Here is a 16,265-nt window from a genome sequence, read left to right on the forward strand (position 1 = left end):
TACGCTCTAAGTTTGTTGTGTGTGATAGGCGATAGCAGTTTTATCCCGCGTTTGAGGGCGGTAAAACTCCCACCTCAAAATTCAGCTGGAGCAAAGAAGTTAGGTGGGAGCCCTGCTGCCCGTAAACGCCCGATTGGTGAAGGCTAATAATCAGTGGGGATGAACAAAACCCCCACTGATTAAAGTTTCGCTTTATGGATGATTAGAAAATTTCCTGCATCTAAAGTACAAAAGTGAAAATAAAGTATGTGTATACAGTTGTTTTTGTGGGACTTTACAAAACTTTTACAAATAATTAAAACCGAATTAATAGTTTAGCAGTATTCTTATATCTGTAATCCTGTTATTTCCGGTTACTTCTAGGAGGAAGAACACGTGAAATGGATGAGCGCATCGATTAAAGTTTTGACATTATCGACATGTTTCCTTTGTTTTAATATGTCTACTGCATTCGCTACAAATGAAATGGGAGAAGTGAGAGTTGATGGATCCTCAACGGTTTTCCCCATTATAGAGGCAGTAGCAGAGGAATATACAAAGGCCCATCCAAACGTGAAAATTTCTATTAGTATTTCTGGGACAGGGGGAGGATTTAATCGTTTCAGTAAAGGAGAAGTAGATATAAACAATGCTTCGAGATTGATGAAACCGGTAGAAGAAAATGCAATGCAGAAAAAATCCATTCAATTTACACCATTTGAGGTTGCTTATGACGGTCTAACGATTGTTGTGAATCGTCAAAATACGTGGGTAAACAATATGACGATAGACGAGTTACGTCTATTATGGAGTGAAAATGGAAGATTGAAACGATGGTCACAAATTCATTCATCATGGCCTCGTGAACAAGTTAAATTTTATGCGCCAGGCGTAGACTCTGGTACTTATGATTATTTCCAAAATGTTGTCTTACAAAATAATCGCCTTGTAAAAACGGTTTCTTTGTCTGAAGACGATCAAGTTATTATGCAAGGGGTTATGAATGATAGAAATGCCATTGCTTTTGTAGGATATGCTTATTATATGGCCAATCGAGATAAGGTAAAAGCAATACAGGTGGATGGTGTATTTCCAACGAAAGAGACCATTCAGTCGGGTACGTATAAGCCATTATCTAGACCGCTATTTACGTATGTGAATCATGCATCTATCAGGAATAAAATTAATGTAGCAAATTATATGGAGTTTATGATTAAGCATGTTGGAAGCCTTGCTGAAGAGGTCGGATATGTAAAATTACCAAAAGAAAAATATAATGAACAGCTGCGAATGTTAACAGAAATAAAAAGGTAATGTCAGGGTGGAAAGGGGTTTTCATCTTTGGCTCATAATGACAAAAGTCAAATTACATTTTCTGTACAACATTTGATTGAGAGAAATACAAATAGAAGAAAAAAAACGCAACGAATCAATCGAATTGTTCCGTTAATACTAAAAGCTATTGCTAGCGTTTCCATTGTAACGACACTTGGAATTATTATTACGTTGGCAAATGAAACAATCATGTTTTTTCAAAAGATATCATTGTATTCTTTTTTGACAGAGAAGGAATGGTTACCTTTTTTTGAAGATCCAAAATTCGGTATATTACCACTTATATGTGGAACAATCCTTGTAACAGCAATTGCCATGTTCGTAGCAATTCCTATTGGTTTAGGTTGTGCCGTGTTTTTAAGCGAATACGCTTCGAATGGCGCTCGGAAAATATTAAAACCGTTGTTAGAGCTACTAGCAGGCATCCCGACAATTGTATATGGTTTTTTCGCGTTAACAGTTGTCACACCACTTTTACAACGAGTTATACCAGATTTGCAGTTTTTTAATGCTATTAGTCCAGGTATTGTTATAGGGTTTATGATGATACCGACGATTGCGTCTCTCTCTGAAGATGCGATGAGAGCTGTAGCGAAAGGAATTAAAGAAGCCTCATTAGCGCTAGGAGCAACTCGTTTTGAGATGGTAAAACAAGTGGTGTTTCCATCGGCTTTTACGGGCATAATGGCAGCGATTATATTAGCAGCTTCCAGGGCAATTGGTGAAACGATGATTGTTGTTATTGCAGCTGGATCAACACCTAATGTATCGATAGATCCGACTCATTCTATTCAAACATTAACAGCCTATATTGTACAAGTGAGTTTAGGTGATGCTCCGCACGGAACGATTACTTATTACAGCATGTATGCTGTAGGTGCAACGTTATTTATGTTTACTTTTATTATGAATATCATTTCGCAATATATTATGCGCCGTTTTAGGAGGTTGACATAATATGCGAATGTTAAACCATAAGAACATACAAGAAAATATGGCATCGCGTTTTTTAAAGGATCGGATTTACAAGTGTTTGTTTTATATAGCAATTTTGTTTTCGGTAGTAATACTTTTTATATTGCTTTTTCAAATTTTTGAAAAAGGTATAAGTTATCTTTCAATAGATTTCTTTACAAACTTCGCCTCACGTAATCCGAGAGAAGCTGGGATTGTCGCTGCTTTGTCAGGAACAATACTATTTATGAGCATTGTTATACCAGTCTCTTTTATATTTGGAGTCGGGACAGCTCTTTATTTAGAGCATTATGCGAAGGAGTCCGTTTTTAAAAAGTTAATTGAATTAAATAATCAAACATTAGCAGGGGTACCTTCCGTTGTGTTTGGTTTACTCGGGTTAACTATTTTCGTATACGCTCTCCATTTGGGAGAGAGCATAATGGCAGCGGCACTGACGATGAGTTTACTCGTCTTACCAACTGTTGTTGTAGCTAGTCAAGAAGCGATTAGAACTGTGCCGAGCTCATTACTAGAGGCTTCTTACGGATTAGGTGCTACGAAATGGCAAACGATGTATCAAATTGTATTGCCAGTCGCTTTGCCAGGGATTGTAACGGGATGTACGTTAGCGGTATCGAGAGCAATTGGTGAGGCAGCACCATTATTAGTTATTGGGGCACTTGCCTTTGCAAATTATGTTCCGTTCAGTATGTTTGATAGATTTACGGTTTTACCAATTCAAATTTTTAATTGGATGAGTAGACCACAAGAAGAATTTCAGTATGTAGCAGCAGCTGGGATGATTGTTTTGCTAGGATTGTTGCTCTTTATAAATATATTTGTCTTATGGTTACGAAATCGAAAATAAGTTGGAAGTGGATGAAAGGGGAATTCAAATGGTAGCAACAGTAGTAAATGTACAGGTGAAAAATGAGAAAAAGATTGAGACAGCACCAAAAAAAATAGTATTTGATACGAAAAATTTAAATTTATGGTACGGAGAAGACCATGCTTTAAAAGATATCAACTTAAGTATTCATGAGAATGAAGTAACAGCGATTATCGGTCCAAGTGGTTGTGGGAAATCAACATACTTAAAAACGCTAAATCGTATGGTAGAGTTAGTGCCTATCGTTCGAACTACGGGCGTTATCGAATATAGAGAACGAAACATATTTGATAAATCATATCCAGTTGAAGAATTACGTACGCATGTGGGTATGGTGTTCCAAAAGCCAAATCCATTCCCAAAATCTATTTATGAAAATGTAGCATATGGTCCGAAAATCCATGGTGTTCGTGACAAAAAAACACTTGATGAAATTGTTGAAAATAGCTTGCGCGGCGCAGCTATTTGGGATGAGTTAAAAGATCGTTTGCATGATAATGCATACGGTTTATCTGGTGGTCAGCAACAACGTCTATGCATCGCACGCTGCTTAGCGATTGAGCCAGACGTAATTTTAATGGATGAGCCAACATCGGCGCTAGATCCAATTTCAACATCAAAAGTAGAAGAATTAATTCAGGAGTTAAAGAAAGATTTTAGTATTGTTATCGTAACGCACAACATGCAACAAGCAGCACGAATTTCAGATAAAACTGCTTTCTTCTTAAGTGGAGAAGTTGTGGAATATACAGATACGAACAAATTATTTACAACACCTGCAGATAAGCGTACAGAAGACTACATTACAGGACGATTTGGTTGATATCGCTAGCAAGGCTAAGAGTAAATGCCCTCTTAACAGAGGGCATTTCTCATTTTAAATAGGGGAGTAATATTTCTCTTTTCTCAAGGCTTAATAAACGTACAAGAGGCTGGGTAGGGGATTTATATATAATGGCACATAATATTGAGGGGGAAGAAATGATGGTAAGAGAACAGTTTCAATGTGATTTAAAAACGTTACAGCAAAAGGTGATCGAGCTTGGTGAGTTAGCAAGTGGAGCTTTATTGATTGCTATGGAAGGTCTTCACAACAGGGATGTAGAGAAAGCGTTAGAAGTCATTGATGGGGATTATCGCATGGATAATTTAGAAGAGGAAATAAATGACCTTGCGCTTATGCTTATTACAAAGCAGCAGCCTGTAGCAAGTGATTTAAGAAGAATTTTCATTTCAATTAAAACAGCGACAGATTTAGAACGTATTGCAGACCATGCTGTTAATATTGCGAAATCAACAATTCGTCTTGGTGAAAAAGAAGTGGTTGTTAGTTTACATAATCTTGAGGAAATGTTTGAGATTGCTCATAAGATGTTAAATTTAGCATTAGAAGCATATGAGCAAGAAAATTTAACTTTTGCTAAACAAATTGCTGAAATGGATGATTCAGTTGATGAAATTTATGGGAAGGCGATTCGTGAATTTATTTCATCTATCCCTGGACAACCAGAAGCGATTACACAAATTACACAACTATCCTTTGTTGCAAGATATATTGAGCGTGTAGCAGACCATGTTACAAATATTGCCGAGAATGTATTTTATGTAGTAAAAGGAAAGCATTATTTATTGAATGAGTAGGGGGAAAAGTAGGTGATGAGAAATCACCTGCTTTTTTTAGTCAAAACATGACAAAAAAAGCTCGTTGTTTCCTTTAGTCTATGATGATAAGATGTATCATAATTAATGGAAAAATAAGTACATATATGTTAGTTACGTGTTATTAATTATTTTACCAAGTTAATGGTAAGCGCTTTCTTTTTGGTGGGAGTTAAAAGGTACATTTATTTATAAAGTGAGGCTTTAATTAGTGGGGCTGTCTCTCGCTGATTGTTAGATCGTACCAAACCGGACTTTTACTGCAGTTAATGTGGGGTAAATGATATACGGAGTTCTTGAACATTATATAAGTGGAGGCTGAAGTATATGAAGGGGGTTATTTTAGCTGGAGGAAAAGGGAGACGCCTTAGACCATTAACATGTAATACTCCAAAACCGATGTTACCATTGTTAGAAAAACCAGTTCTTGAATATAATATTGAATTATTACGTCAGCATGGTATTCGTGAAATTGCAATTACAGTTCAATATATGAGTACTGCCATTAAGCAATACTTTGGTGATGGTAGTAAGTGGGGAGTTAACTTGTATTATTTTGAAGATTCTCCTCCGCTTGGAACAGCAGGGAGTATTAAGCAAGCGGAAAGTTTTTTAGATGAAACATTTGTTGTTATTAGTGGGGATGCACTAACTGACTTTCAATTATCAGAAGGAATTGCATTTCATGAACAGAAGAAGAGAATGGTAACGATGTTTGTGAAAGAAGTAGAAAATCCACTCTCATTTGGCTTAGTTGTAATGAATAAAGAACAAGAAATTATACGATATATAGAAAAGCCGAGCTGGAATGAGGTAGTTTCTAATATTGTGAATACAGGTATTTATATAATGGAGCCAGAAATCTTTTCTTACATACCATCCATGGAATTTTCGGATTTCAGTCATGATGTGTTTCCTTTATTGGCAAATAAAAATGCTTTATTTGCATATTTATCAGAAGACTATTGGCTAGATATTGGTACATTTGATCAATATCGGCAAGCTCAATTCGATTTGTTGACGAAAAAGTTGAAGGTGCCTATTCCATATACAGAAGTATTACCGATGGTGTGGATGGGAGAAGGTGTAACGATAGGAAAAGGGACGAAAATTCATGGCCCTTCTTTTATTGGAGAAGGAGCAATGATTGGTGCAGGGGCTGTAATTGAACCGTACTCTATTATCGGGAAAAATAGTATCGTTTCAAGTTATTCTCATTTGCAAAAAAGCATCATTTTTGCAAATTCTCATATAGGAAAAAATTGTGAGTTGTTAGAAACAACAATAGGAGATCATACAATGGTCGAAGATGATGTTACACTTTTTCAAAAAAGTATTGTAGCGGATCATTGTCATATAGGGAAAAGTACAGTAATTAAGCAAAAAGGAAAAATATGGCCATATAAGGAGATAGATAGTCATTCGATAGTAGGTTCTGCCGGTGTTAAAGAGAGTGAAAAGAGTGCAGGATGGTTACAAAAAAGCCGAATTGTAGGAAGGGGTAATGTTGAAATTACTCCTCAATTTATTGTGAAAGTTGCAATGGCTTATGGATCTCTTTTTGCCAAAGGGGAGAGTATATTGATTGGAAGTCAGGAAAATATAGAAACAACTTCCTTTAAAAATTTATTCCTCCATGCCATTCATGGCAGCGGGATTCATACGATGGAATGTAAAGAAATGAATGAGTCGCTTTTTCAGTATGCCATTCATAATTTGCAATGTGCAGGTGGAGTTTTCGTTCAAGTGGAAAGCGAAAGAGGGATTGTTATACAACTGTATGGCAAGGAGGGCTCGTTTTTAACGTATAAGCAGCAAAAAGAGATAGAACAAGTATATATGTCTGAGTCGTTTTATTACGCTTCTGAGAAAGAACTGGGGCGAAATAAGCTAGTTCACGTTTCTGCAAATAATTATGTAGAAGCTGTGTTAGAGCGTATTGATATTGAAACGATACAAAAACAGAAGTTTCATCTTCTTATTAATAAGAGAAATGATATGTTACAACATTTACTTATGATTTTTTTGCAAAGGCTCGGATGCACAGTTACATGGATTTATGCGGGCGAACAAAAGCATCATGTGAAAGCCTTGATGAAATCAAGTAAAGCAAATATGGCACTTATGTTTTCAGAGCAAGGAAATTATTTCGAGTTATATGATAATCATAGTAATATTTACCAGGGAACAGATTTTGAAGAGGTAGATATTCCAGATTTATTACTTGAATCGGCAGGAAATATTTACCCGATGTCTTTGAAATTAGGAGAATGTTACCTTCTATTTTATACGCAGGATGAAAAAAAGTCGTTTCAAGCGAGATGGAAGCGAGATATTTTATATCGAATTGGAAAATTATTCGAGCTAATAGCATTGCAGGGAAAAACATTTCTCAGCATAGTAGAGCAATCACCTCCGCTCTATCTACTTTGTGATGAAGTTGTATGTTCATGGAATGAAAAAGGGAAAGTAATGAGGAAATTATTGGCTGATATGGAAAGAAAGGAAGAAGGTATATTTGAAGGAGTACAGTTCAAATATACCGAAAAAGAGTGGTCTTATATCGTTTCTGACACAAAACAACCGAAATTTTTAGTGTATTCGCATGCTAGAAACCCAGTAATAGCAAGGGAAAACATGAAAAATCTTATAGAAAAAATTAGACAATATCAAAAGGTGTAGAATTTTTATTTTAAAAGTGGTATTATAGTATAGTCTGATTTAAGTTATTAGTACTGGAGGGAAATAAGAATGCGTGTGAATATTACTCTAGCATGTACAGAATGCGGAGATCGTAACTATATCTCAAAGAAAAACAAACGTAACAACGCTGAGCGTATCGAGCTTAAAAAGTATTGCAAGCGTGACAAGAAGTCTACGTTACACCGTGAAACAAAGTAAGCAGTAGGAATATTTTCCTACTGTTTCTTTTTTTATTCGGTTCCTCTGTTAAAAGTGATACACTATCATCGTAGAGCAAAGTGTCACTGTGAGGGGGAAAATGTGTGAGAGAAGAGAAACTACGTTTACGTAAACAAATAATAGAACACATGAATTCTTTATCAGAAGAACGGTATACAACTTTATCAGAGCAAATTGCAGCTTCGTTGTATGCGCAAAAAGAGTGGGTTGAAGCTAAAACAATTGGAATCACCCTCTCAATGGAAAATGAAGTGAATACATATCCTATTATCGAAAAGGCTTGGGAAGAAGGAAAGAAAGTTGTTGTTCCGAAGTGTAATAAAGGAACACGAACGATGTCTTTCCGGAAAATTAGTAATTTTGATCAATTAGAAACAGTGTATATGAATTTACGTGAACCAATTCCAGCGCTTACGGAAGAAGTGAATGCAGATGAAATTGATCTTCAAATCGTGCCAGGCGTAGCTTATACAGAGCGAGGAGAACGGATTGGATATGGCGGTGGCTATTATGATCGTTATCTCGTGCATTATAAAGGGAAAGCGCTATCATTAGCTTATAGTTTTCAAATGGTAGAACATATTCCAGTAGAGCCATTTGATAAAAATGTAGAAAAAATTATTACAGAAAAAGGAACAATGGTTAAAAATGGGCTTGTATAGACAAATAAAAATTGACGAGACTTTTTCTTCGTGATTATAATAAAATATGTGAACGTTTTCTTATTATAATTTTTTATAGTAAGTGAGCATAGAGGGTGATGAAATGGTATCTATTTATGATATTCAGCAATTGCTAAAGAAATTTGGTACGATTATTTATACGGGTGATCGAATTGCAGATTTACAATTAATGCAAGATGAATTGCGTGAATTAAATCAATCACAGCTAATCGACCCACAAGACTATCAAACAGCTTTATTTTTATTGAAGCAAGAAATTCAAAAAGAGCTAAATAAGAATTAGATAAAGGTAGGTACGTAACATGGAAGAGAAATGGTTAGTTGGTGTTGACCTTGGTGGTACAACGATTAAATTAGCATTTATTAATGTGTATGGTGAAATTTTACATAAGTGGGAAATACCTACGAATACAAATGAACAAGGAAAACATATTACACTTGATGTAGCGAAAGCTATTGATAAAAAGTTAGAAGAATTAGGTGAATTAAAAAGTAAGCTAATTGGTATTGGTATGGGAGCTCCTGGTCCTGTACATGTGGCATCTGGAATGATTTATGAAGCGGTTAATTTAGGATGGAAAAACTATCCGTTAAAAGATTTACTAGAAGTAGAAACGGGATTACCTGTTGTTATTGATAATGATGCAAACTTAGCGGCGCTTGGTGAAATGTGGAAAGGTGCTGGTGAAGGAGCAAAAGATTTAATTTGTATGACACTTGGCACTGGTGTTGGTGGTGGTGTTATCGCCAATGGTGAGATTGTACATGGTATAAGCGGTGCTGCTGGTGAGATTGGACATATTACAGTTGTTACAGAGAACGCTTTTCCATGTAATTGCGGGAAGTCGGGTTGTTTAGAAACGGTAGCCTCTGCAACAGGTATTGTGCGTGTTGCTATGCAACAAATACAAGAGACAGATAAAGAAAGTGTTTTACGTTCTATGTTAGCAGAAGAAGGGCTTATTACATCAAAAGATGTGTTTGAAGCGCTTGGACAAGGTGACGAACTAGCAGGTGAAGTAGTGGAAAAAGTAGCTTCTTATTTAGGATTAGCTGTAGCGAACCTTGCTAGTACGTTGAACCCAGAGAAAATCGTAATTGGTGGTGGCGTATCTAAAGCTGGAGATTCACTATTAGAGCCAATTCAACGTTATTTCGAGCAATATGCTTTCTCTCGTGCTGTAAAGAGTACGAAGTTAGCAATTGCAATACTTGGTAATGATGCAGGTGTAATTGGAGGAGCGTGGCTTGTAAAAAAGCACAAATACGAGGCGAAGATGATATAAGTTGTGAATAATGAAAAGAGGAAGGGGCCCCCTTCCTCTTTTTATGCAAGATCTTGTTGGAGAATAAAAATGTAAATGGATTAAGCTGTTGGTGGGTACCCATTATATAGAACAGTCATGATTGTAAACCATCCGAAAACAAGTACGGTTGCAATAGCGAAGCCGCCCGCGAATAAGTTTTTTTCGCGAAGTGTTCTAAGCGTAGCAAATACAGCTAACAGAGTGACTAGCGTAAAAATAATAACAAGGCCCATACAATATCCTCCTCTGTCTACTCATTCCTTAGAATGAGTTTTTAGAATATTTACTCTTTTATATTGTACATGTTTTAAAAATGATTGTCGAGATGACACGCCTTCTTTTCCTAAGAGAAAGAAATGTTGTATCATTAAAAGTAAATTAAATAACTGGAGGAGATTTTCATATGAAATGGATACAAATGCCTTTAGGCCCATTACAAACAAATGCTTATATTTTAACGAATGATCAAAATGAGTGTATTATTTTTGATCCTGGTCATGAAGGAGAGAAACTTGTTACATATTTACAGGAAGCGCAGTTAAAGCCACTTGCGGTTTTATTAACACATGCTCACTTTGATCATATTGGTGCTGTTGATGCCGTGAGAGACGCTTTTCATATTCCTGTATACGTACATAAAGAAGAAGCGGATTGGTTAGGAGATGTAACTGTGAATGGCTCGCAAATTTTTATGATGAACCGCAGTATTACAGCAAAACCAGCAGATCATATTATTGACGGAGAGGGTACATTAACGATCGGTTCTTTTAGTTTTGAAATTTTTGAGACACCAGGACATTCTCCAGGAAGTATTTCTTATTACAGTAAAGAAGCGAATGCTGTATTTTCTGGAGATGTATTGTTCCAAATGAGTATTGGAAGAACGGATTTACCTGGTGGAAGTTTTGCTGAATTAATTGGAAGTATTGAAGAGAAGCTATTTGTATTACCAGATGAAACAGCAGTGCTATGTGGACACGGTCCAGAAACAAGTATTGGATTTGAAAAAGAAAATAATCCATTTTTACAATAAGGAGTCATTATGGGGATGGAGCTCATTTTAAGACAATGGATGGAAAAAGAAAAGGATCATTCGATTTCATATAGTACGTATATGAACCTCGTATTATATGCAGAGGAACATGGGTATTATATGAGAGAACGTGAAAAAATTGGAAGACAGGGAGATTTTTTTACGAGTAGCAATGTATCTTCTGTATTTGCGAAGACTTTTGCTAAGTTTTTTATTCGGCTTGTTGAAAAGGGAGAAGTTTTTCCAAATATTTGTGAGATTGGTGGGGGAACAGGAAAGTTTGCCTATGATGTTTTACAAGAATGGAAACAATTATCTCCGGAAACCTTTATCAATTTAAACTATTCAATTATTGAAGTGAGCCCTTTTCATAGAAGGCTACAACAGGAGAGGCTTTGCTTATTTGATAATGTGTCGTATTATACATCTTATATTGAAATGGGAGAGTCTTTCGAAGGAATTATTTTTTCGAATGAATTATTTGATGCGTTTCCTGTTGAGATAGTTGAGAAAAGAAATGGAATTTTGTATGAAGTACGTATCACGTATACAGATGAGGGAAACCTTACAGAAGTATTTAGACCGATAGAGAAAAGAGTCGGTCGTTACTTATTGAAATATAACATTCATATTGCTGAGGGACAGCGCTTTGAAGTGCCTATTGCAATGGAAGAGTATATAGAAGAGATTGCGAAATGGTTTCAGAAAGGTATATGTATTATAGTTGATTATGGATATACAAAAGAAGAATGGATGCATCCTGCACATCGTGAAGGAAGTTTAAGAGGATATTATAAGCACAAGCTAATTCGTAATCCTCTTGCATATCCAGGAGAAATGGACCTTACTACGCATGTTCATTGGGATGAGTTGAAGATGAATTTTGAGCTACAAGGAATTAATACGATATGGCATAGGAAGCAATCAGAGTTTTTGTTAGCAGCAGGAATATTAGATCAGCTTGCTAGCCATCAAGATACCAACCCTTTTTCTGAAACTCAAAAACTAAATAGAGCTATTCGCTCTATGATTTTGAACGGAGGATTAGGTAATGCTTTCGATGTTGTTATACACACAAAAGATATGAAGAATTTACTTTTGAATCAATATTTAACAATATGAAAAAAAACAAGACACAGTATTTTCTGTGTCTTGTTTTTTAATACGACTTTTAATTATGTAGCATTATATATTTTCTCTCATGATATATATTTATATTAAAGATATGAGATGAAAAATATAGAATACACTCTTTTTCTCTGTCTATAGGTCCCTAACCTAATAATACGCGAACGAGTTGAATGATTGTTTCGTTTTCTACTTTGTAGTAAATTTCCAATCCTTTTCTTTCACTAGAAACGATTTTAGCACTTTTTAACTTTGCTAAATGCTGTGAAATTGTAGATTGTGGCATGTTTAAGCCTGTGTACATTGTAGAAACGTTGCTTGGGCCACGTTCAATTAATCCCTTTACAATACATAAGCGAACAGGATGAGCAAGCACTTTCAATAATTCTGCATTGCTTTCATATAGTTCTATTTCTTTTTGAAAGGTTTCTAACATGTTCTTTTCCACCTCCGTGTGAGCTGTTATACCATACTATACATACCAAAAAATCAAAGAAAAGAAAACAGTTGTTGCAGAAAAAAAGTCCTAAAGTAAAGAAATTGTAAGAAAAGAGACCCTGATGTAAATAAAATAGATAAATTTGCACAGTTTTGTAAAATGACATTTTTGAGTGAAAATTTTGATGCGTTTCAAAAATTGAAAGATATAGATATATTCGTAACACAATTTTATCATGATTTTCTTATTCTTTCAAATGAATATACAAAATTTTTAAAATAATATGACAAAGGAATTATAATGTTATATATAGAATATATAACAGGTTAAAAGAAAAGAAGCTGATTATGATCAGCTTCTTTATGATGATAATGAAATGTTTGGATGTAACTGATACATCTTAGAATAATCAAGTCATTAGTCATTTATTCTAGAGTTCATCTTGTATCAATTTTAAAAATCTGTGATTCCATATATTCTCATAAAAATTAATTGTCTCTTTTGCGGACATAAATGGATTATTTAACGTAGAGGTTGTTTTCTGTACCATGAAGTTTTCGTATCCTAGTCCATGGGCAAATTTAATCGTAGCATCCATACAGTACTCTGTTTGGGCACCACAAAATTCAATACGATGTACAGATAATTGGTCTAAAATCTCTTTTAAGTTCGTTTTATAAAATGAATTTGCATGTGTTTTTCTTACAAAAAAATCTTGTTCTTGAACATCTAGATCGGTATGAATAGCCCAAAGTTCTTTTTCGGGTACCAAATCATCATCACAATGTTGAACAAAAATGATTGGTTTATTTGATTTTCTGTATGAAGAAATTCTTTTATTTACTTTTGTAAGTAAATTTTGTAAATCGAATAAATGCTCTTCGCTATAACATACCCCATTTTGCAAATCGATAACGATTAAAATATCTGCACAAGTATCCATTATTTTTACCCCTTTTTTATTTCTTAATATATCAATTAGTCCATTACTTGGAAATAGATAATGCATTTTTATTTTTTTATGGACTATAACAGAAAGAGAAACATTAAAATGAATATGCTAGACAGCATAAAAAGAAGATATAAAAACTTAATTTCATATCTTCTTTTCTCTCTATGCATTAATAGGTTCTTCTACATAAGATAGAGCATTTTCGAAATCGGATATTAAATCGTTAACATTTTCAAGACCAACCGATAAACGGAGTAATGAATTGGAAATCCCTCTTTCATCACGTGCTTCCTGTGATAAAGCTGCATGTGACATTTTTGCTGGATATGAAAGAATAGATTCAACAGCTCCTAGACTAACCGCAAAAACGGGTAGTTTAACTTTTGATAAAAATTGGCGCAGTGCATCTTCGGATTGTAAGGTGAAAGATAAAACAGCCCCAGCTGATGTTGCTTGAGTTTGTTGAATACTATAGCCAAGATGTGATTGTAATCCAGGGTAATAGACATTTTGAACTTTAGAGTGCTCTTGTAAAAAATGTGCGATTTTGTTGGCACCTGCAGCTGAATGTTCGAGACGTACATGCAATGTTTTAATGCCGCGAAGCACGAGAGAACAATCTTGCGGTCCTAAAATAGCGCCGAATGCATTTTGTAAAAATCCAAGTTTTTGAGCGAGTTCGGCATCTTTTACAACTGCTAATCCGGCAGTAACATCACTATGACCGGCAATGAATTTTGTGGCACTATGAAGAACGACATCGGCGCCAAGGTCAAGTGGCTTCTGGAATAGTGGTGTCAAAAATGTATTATCAACAAATGTAAGAGCACCAATAGATTTTGCAAGATTAGAAACAGCACGAATATCTGTCACTTTTAAAAGTGGGTTAGAAGGTGTTTCTACATAAAAGAGCTTCGTATTTGGTTTAATGTTTTCTTTTACTTCTTCCACATTGGTCATATCAACAAATGTATGTGAAACACCATAACGGGAGAGAACTTCAGTAACAATTCGATAAGTACCTCCATATACATCTTCTGAAATAAGAACATGGTCACCTTGTGAAAGAAGGAGAAATGCAGTAGAAATGGCTGCAATGCCTGATGCAAAGGCAAATCCTTTTGTCCCGCCTTCTAATAAAGCAATGATATCTTCAAGAGCTTCACGTGTTGGATTTCCAGATCTACTATAGTCATACTTTCCGAAAGCATCTACATCAAACTGATGGAATGTTGATGTGTTATAGATGGGAACGTTAACAGCTCCTGTGTGTGAGTCATGCTTGTATTGATTATGCAGTAAAAGCGTATCTATGGAATAACTCATATTCTTACACCTTCTTTTACAAGTTTAATTGCTTGCTTTAAGTCTTGAATTAAGTCGTTGCTATTTTCGATGCCGACTGAAAAACGGAGAAGACGATTACACACACCACGTGCTGTTCGAACATCTTCTGGAATATCGGCATGAGTTTGCGTTGCTGGATAAGTCATTAAACTTTCGACACCGCCAAGACTTTCAGCAAATGTAATTAAGGATAAAGATTGTAAGAAAGGATTAATCCAAGTTTCATCTTGAAGGCGAAATGAAATCATACCACCTCTTCCTGGATAAAATACATCTGTCACACCATCTTCATCATTTAAATAAGCAACAATTGCATGAGCGTTTTCTTCATGCTGTTTCATGCGAAGTGCTAAAGTCTTCATGCCTCGAATTAATAGCCATGAATCAAACGGGCTTAAGACAGCACCAGAGGCATTATGATAATGAGCAAGCTCCTCGCAAAGAGATTTCCCTTTCGCAACGACAAGTCCGCTTAGTACATCGTTATGACCGCCTAAATATTTAGTTGCGCTATGAAGGACGATGTTTGCACCTTCTGTTAATGGTTGCTGTATATAAGGTGTATAGAACGTGTTATCTACAATAAGAAGTAGTCCGTGCCTTTTCGCTACACTTGCTACACTTACGATATCAGTTACTTGCATTAATGGATTAGTCGGTGTTTCTATGAAAATAGCCTTCGTTTGAGATGTGATTGCTTGCTCAATTTGTTTAATAGATTGTGTATCTACGTATCTACATCGAATATTCCACTTGTCTTCATGTTCGGAAAATAGACGATATGTTCCCCCGTATAAGTCTTCAGATACGATAAGCTCATCTCCGGAACGGAATAGTGAAAGGACAAGGAGAACAGCCGCCATTCCTGAACTACAGGCATACCCTTGCTCACCGCTTTCTAAGTCTGCAATTGCCTGTTCTAAAAGGCCGCGAGTCGGATTTCCAGTTCTTGAATAGTCAAATCCAGTAGATTTACCAATTCCTTCGTGACGATAAGCAGTTGAGAAATAAACAGGTGGATTAACCGTTCCTGTTGTAGCTTCGCTACGGTTCCCGATTTGTGCTAGTTTTGTTTCGATTGTTGACATGTAAAAATTCCCCCTTTTTAAAGTGAACGACTAAGTGAAAATAAAAAAAGCCTTCTAAGAAGAAGGCTTTCGGATTGAATAGAGTCTTCTTCTCATCTGTCAAATCTTTCACAATTTGCTGGAATTAGCACCTTATTAACGAATGAATGTTAATGGTTGCTGAGGCGTCAAAGGGCCAGTCCCTCTACCTCTCTAGATAAGAATGTGCGTATGAAATTTTATTATGGTTTTAACTTTACAACAAAAGATATTTGAATTGCAACTTTATTTTAAATAATTTTTATTTTTCCGCAAGTGTCATTGACTTTTATTTTAGTGCGTGCTAAATTTATAAAAAATTAACAAACATTGTTAAAAGGGGAACGTATTTCCTTTTAGCTACATAAATAAAATAATAAAGACAAACTCTTATTGAGAGCGGTGGAGGGAAAGGCCCTGTGAAACCCGGCAACCTTCAAACTAAATGTTTGAAACGGTGCTAAAACCTGCAAAACGTGTGTTTTGCATAATAAGAGGAGGAACAATTATGTCCCCCTCTTCAAAGTGA

The 16,265-nt window shown here is 35.5% G+C and carries 17 protein-coding genes and 2 riboswitches; of the genes, 12 read left to right on the forward strand and 5 right to left on the reverse strand.

Translation table 11 applies throughout. The annotated features are described in order from the left end of the window. Positions 1 to 375 precede the first annotated feature (375 nt). The 10 genes from JFU18_RS21675 to glcK all read left to right on the forward strand — a co-directional run bounded on the left by JFU18_RS21675 (position 376) and on the right by glcK (position 9,710). The gene (locus JFU18_RS21675) at positions 376 to 1,293 is read left to right on the forward strand and encodes a PstS family phosphate ABC transporter substrate-binding protein (RefSeq protein ID WP_063218895.1); all 918 of its coding nucleotides are present in this window, start codon (positions 376 to 378) and stop codon (positions 1,291 to 1,293) included. Between the two features lie 27 nt (positions 1,294 to 1,320). After that, positions 1,321 to 2,271, forward strand: coding sequence for a phosphate ABC transporter permease subunit PstC (gene pstC, locus JFU18_RS21680; protein ID WP_002088646.1), 951 nt, complete (start codon positions 1,321 to 1,323; stop codon positions 2,269 to 2,271). A gap of 1 nt (position 2,272) precedes the next feature. Further along, the gene (gene pstA / locus JFU18_RS21685) at positions 2,273 to 3,139 is read left to right on the forward strand and encodes a phosphate ABC transporter permease PstA (protein ID WP_002088645.1); all 867 of its coding nucleotides are present in this window, start codon (positions 2,273 to 2,275) and stop codon (positions 3,137 to 3,139) included. A gap of 28 nt (positions 3,140 to 3,167) precedes the next feature. Continuing rightward, positions 3,168 to 3,983, forward strand: coding sequence for a phosphate ABC transporter ATP-binding protein (gene pstB, locus JFU18_RS21690; protein ID WP_002088644.1), 816 nt, complete (start codon positions 3,168 to 3,170; stop codon positions 3,981 to 3,983). Positions 3,984 to 4,144: 161 nt separating this feature from the next. After that, positions 4,145 to 4,801 carry a phosphate signaling complex protein PhoU gene (gene phoU, locus JFU18_RS21695; RefSeq protein ID WP_002015145.1) on the forward strand — a complete coding sequence of 219 codons (657 nt, stop codon included), beginning with the start codon at positions 4,145 to 4,147 and terminating at the stop codon, positions 4,799 to 4,801. Positions 4,802 to 5,146: 345 nt separating this feature from the next. After that, complete coding sequence (locus JFU18_RS21700) at positions 5,147 to 7,501, forward strand: sugar phosphate nucleotidyltransferase (RefSeq protein WP_002088642.1); 2,355 nt, start codon at positions 5,147 to 5,149, stop codon at positions 7,499 to 7,501. Between the two features lie 69 nt (positions 7,502 to 7,570). Then, positions 7,571 to 7,720, forward strand: a complete 150-nt coding sequence (gene rpmG / locus JFU18_RS21705) for a 50S ribosomal protein L33 (protein WP_001265616.1) — start codon at positions 7,571 to 7,573, stop codon at positions 7,718 to 7,720. 104 nt (positions 7,721 to 7,824) lie between these two features. Beyond that, on the forward strand, positions 7,825 to 8,403 hold the full coding sequence (locus JFU18_RS21710; protein WP_002034038.1) for a 5-formyltetrahydrofolate cyclo-ligase: 579 nt from the start codon (positions 7,825 to 7,827) through the stop codon (positions 8,401 to 8,403). A 103-nt stretch (positions 8,404 to 8,506) separates the two neighbouring features. Continuing rightward, on the forward strand, positions 8,507 to 8,707 hold the full coding sequence (locus tag JFU18_RS21715) for a YqgQ family protein (protein WP_000253699.1): 201 nt from the start codon (positions 8,507 to 8,509) through the stop codon (positions 8,705 to 8,707). A 19-nt stretch (positions 8,708 to 8,726) separates the two neighbouring features. Then, the gene (gene glcK / locus JFU18_RS21720; RefSeq protein ID WP_002088641.1) at positions 8,727 to 9,710 is read left to right on the forward strand and encodes a glucokinase; all 984 of its coding nucleotides are present in this window, start codon (positions 8,727 to 8,729) and stop codon (positions 9,708 to 9,710) included. Between the two features lie 80 nt (positions 9,711 to 9,790). Here glcK and JFU18_RS21725 read toward each other — a convergent pair whose 3' ends face one another. Next, positions 9,791 to 9,964 (reverse strand): DUF2759 domain-containing protein, encoded by a 174-nt coding sequence (locus JFU18_RS21725; protein ID WP_002015138.1) that lies wholly within the window; start codon positions 9,962 to 9,964, stop codon positions 9,791 to 9,793. A gap of 170 nt (positions 9,965 to 10,134) precedes the next feature. On the opposite strand from JFU18_RS21725, the gene JFU18_RS21730 reads away from it, so the two are divergent. Both JFU18_RS21730 and JFU18_RS21735 read left to right on the forward strand, forming a co-directional pair. Next, positions 10,135 to 10,764: an MBL fold metallo-hydrolase gene (locus JFU18_RS21730; protein ID WP_201034320.1), complete on the forward strand. Its 630-nt coding sequence runs from the start codon at positions 10,135 to 10,137 to the stop codon at positions 10,762 to 10,764. A gap of 9 nt (positions 10,765 to 10,773) precedes the next feature. Next, on the forward strand, positions 10,774 to 11,886 hold the full coding sequence (locus tag JFU18_RS21735) for a class I SAM-dependent methyltransferase (RefSeq protein ID WP_201031788.1): 1,113 nt from the start codon (positions 10,774 to 10,776) through the stop codon (positions 11,884 to 11,886). A 151-nt stretch (positions 11,887 to 12,037) separates the two neighbouring features. On the opposite strand, the gene JFU18_RS21740 is transcribed toward JFU18_RS21735, so the two are convergent. From JFU18_RS21740 to metI, 4 genes are all read right to left on the reverse strand, one after another. Next, the gene (locus tag JFU18_RS21740; protein ID WP_000894375.1) at positions 12,038 to 12,328 is read right to left on the reverse strand and encodes an ArsR/SmtB family transcription factor; all 291 of its coding nucleotides are present in this window, start codon (positions 12,326 to 12,328) and stop codon (positions 12,038 to 12,040) included. Positions 12,329 to 12,761: 433 nt separating this feature from the next. Next, positions 12,762 to 13,274, reverse strand: a complete 513-nt coding sequence (locus tag JFU18_RS21745; RefSeq protein ID WP_137057952.1) for a cysteine hydrolase family protein — start codon at positions 13,272 to 13,274, stop codon at positions 12,762 to 12,764. A gap of 171 nt (positions 13,275 to 13,445) precedes the next feature. Further along, a complete protein-coding gene (gene metC, locus JFU18_RS21750) occupies positions 13,446 to 14,609 on the reverse strand; it encodes a cystathionine beta-lyase (RefSeq protein ID WP_201031787.1) in 1,164 nt (387 codons plus the stop codon). Continuing rightward, positions 14,606 to 15,718 carry a cystathionine gamma-synthase/O-acetylhomoserine thiolyase gene (metI, locus tag JFU18_RS21755; protein ID WP_002143142.1) on the reverse strand — a complete coding sequence of 371 codons (1,113 nt, stop codon included), beginning with the start codon at positions 15,716 to 15,718 and terminating at the stop codon, positions 14,606 to 14,608. Before metI ends, metC begins: the two co-directional genes overlap by 4 nt. A gap of 89 nt (positions 15,719 to 15,807) precedes the next feature. Continuing rightward, positions 15,808 to 15,921: riboswitch (SAM riboswitch) on the reverse strand. 202 nt (positions 15,922 to 16,123) lie between these two features. Then, a riboswitch (SAM riboswitch) is annotated at positions 16,124 to 16,233 on the forward strand. Positions 16,234 to 16,265: the final 32 nt, after the last annotated feature.

It is taken from the genome of Bacillus sp. TH22 (assembly GCF_016651015.1).
In the GTDB taxonomy this organism is placed as follows: domain Bacteria; phylum Bacillota; class Bacilli; order Bacillales; family Bacillaceae_G; genus Bacillus_A; species Bacillus_A mycoides.

Excerpts from the sequence above, each read along its gene's own strand:
- phoU (WP_002015145.1), top strand. The coding sequence starts at position 4,145 with ATGGTAAGAGAACAGTTTCAATGTGATTTAAAAACGTTACAGCAAAAG.
- JFU18_RS21735 (WP_201031788.1), top strand. The coding sequence starts at position 10,774 with ATGGGGATGGAGCTCATTTTAAGACAATGGATGGAAAAAGAAAAGGAT.
- pstA (WP_002088645.1), top strand. The coding sequence starts at position 2,273 with ATGCGAATGTTAAACCATAAGAACATACAAGAAAATATGGCATCGCGT.
- JFU18_RS21715 (WP_000253699.1), top strand. The coding sequence starts at position 8,507 with ATGGTATCTATTTATGATATTCAGCAATTGCTAAAGAAATTTGGTACG.
- JFU18_RS21745 (WP_137057952.1), bottom strand. The coding sequence starts at position 13,274 with ATGGATACTTGTGCAGATATTTTAATCGTTATCGATTTGCAAAATGGG.
- JFU18_RS21700 (WP_002088642.1), top strand. The coding sequence starts at position 5,147 with ATGAAGGGGGTTATTTTAGCTGGAGGAAAAGGGAGACGCCTTAGACCA.
- JFU18_RS21740 (WP_000894375.1), bottom strand. The coding sequence starts at position 12,328 with ATGTTAGAAACCTTTCAAAAAGAAATAGAACTATATGAAAGCAATGCA.
- metC (WP_201031787.1), bottom strand. The coding sequence starts at position 14,609 with ATGAGTTATTCCATAGATACGCTTTTACTGCATAATCAATACAAGCAT.
- metI (WP_002143142.1), bottom strand. The coding sequence starts at position 15,718 with ATGTCAACAATCGAAACAAAACTAGCACAAATCGGGAACCGTAGCGAA.
- JFU18_RS21730 (WP_201034320.1), top strand. The coding sequence starts at position 10,135 with ATGAAATGGATACAAATGCCTTTAGGCCCATTACAAACAAATGCTTAT.
- JFU18_RS21725 (WP_002015138.1), bottom strand. The coding sequence starts at position 9,964 with ATGGGCCTTGTTATTATTTTTACGCTAGTCACTCTGTTAGCTGTATTT.
- glcK (WP_002088641.1), top strand. The coding sequence starts at position 8,727 with ATGGAAGAGAAATGGTTAGTTGGTGTTGACCTTGGTGGTACAACGATT.
- pstB (WP_002088644.1), top strand. The coding sequence starts at position 3,168 with ATGGTAGCAACAGTAGTAAATGTACAGGTGAAAAATGAGAAAAAGATT.
- rpmG (WP_001265616.1), top strand. The coding sequence starts at position 7,571 with ATGCGTGTGAATATTACTCTAGCATGTACAGAATGCGGAGATCGTAAC.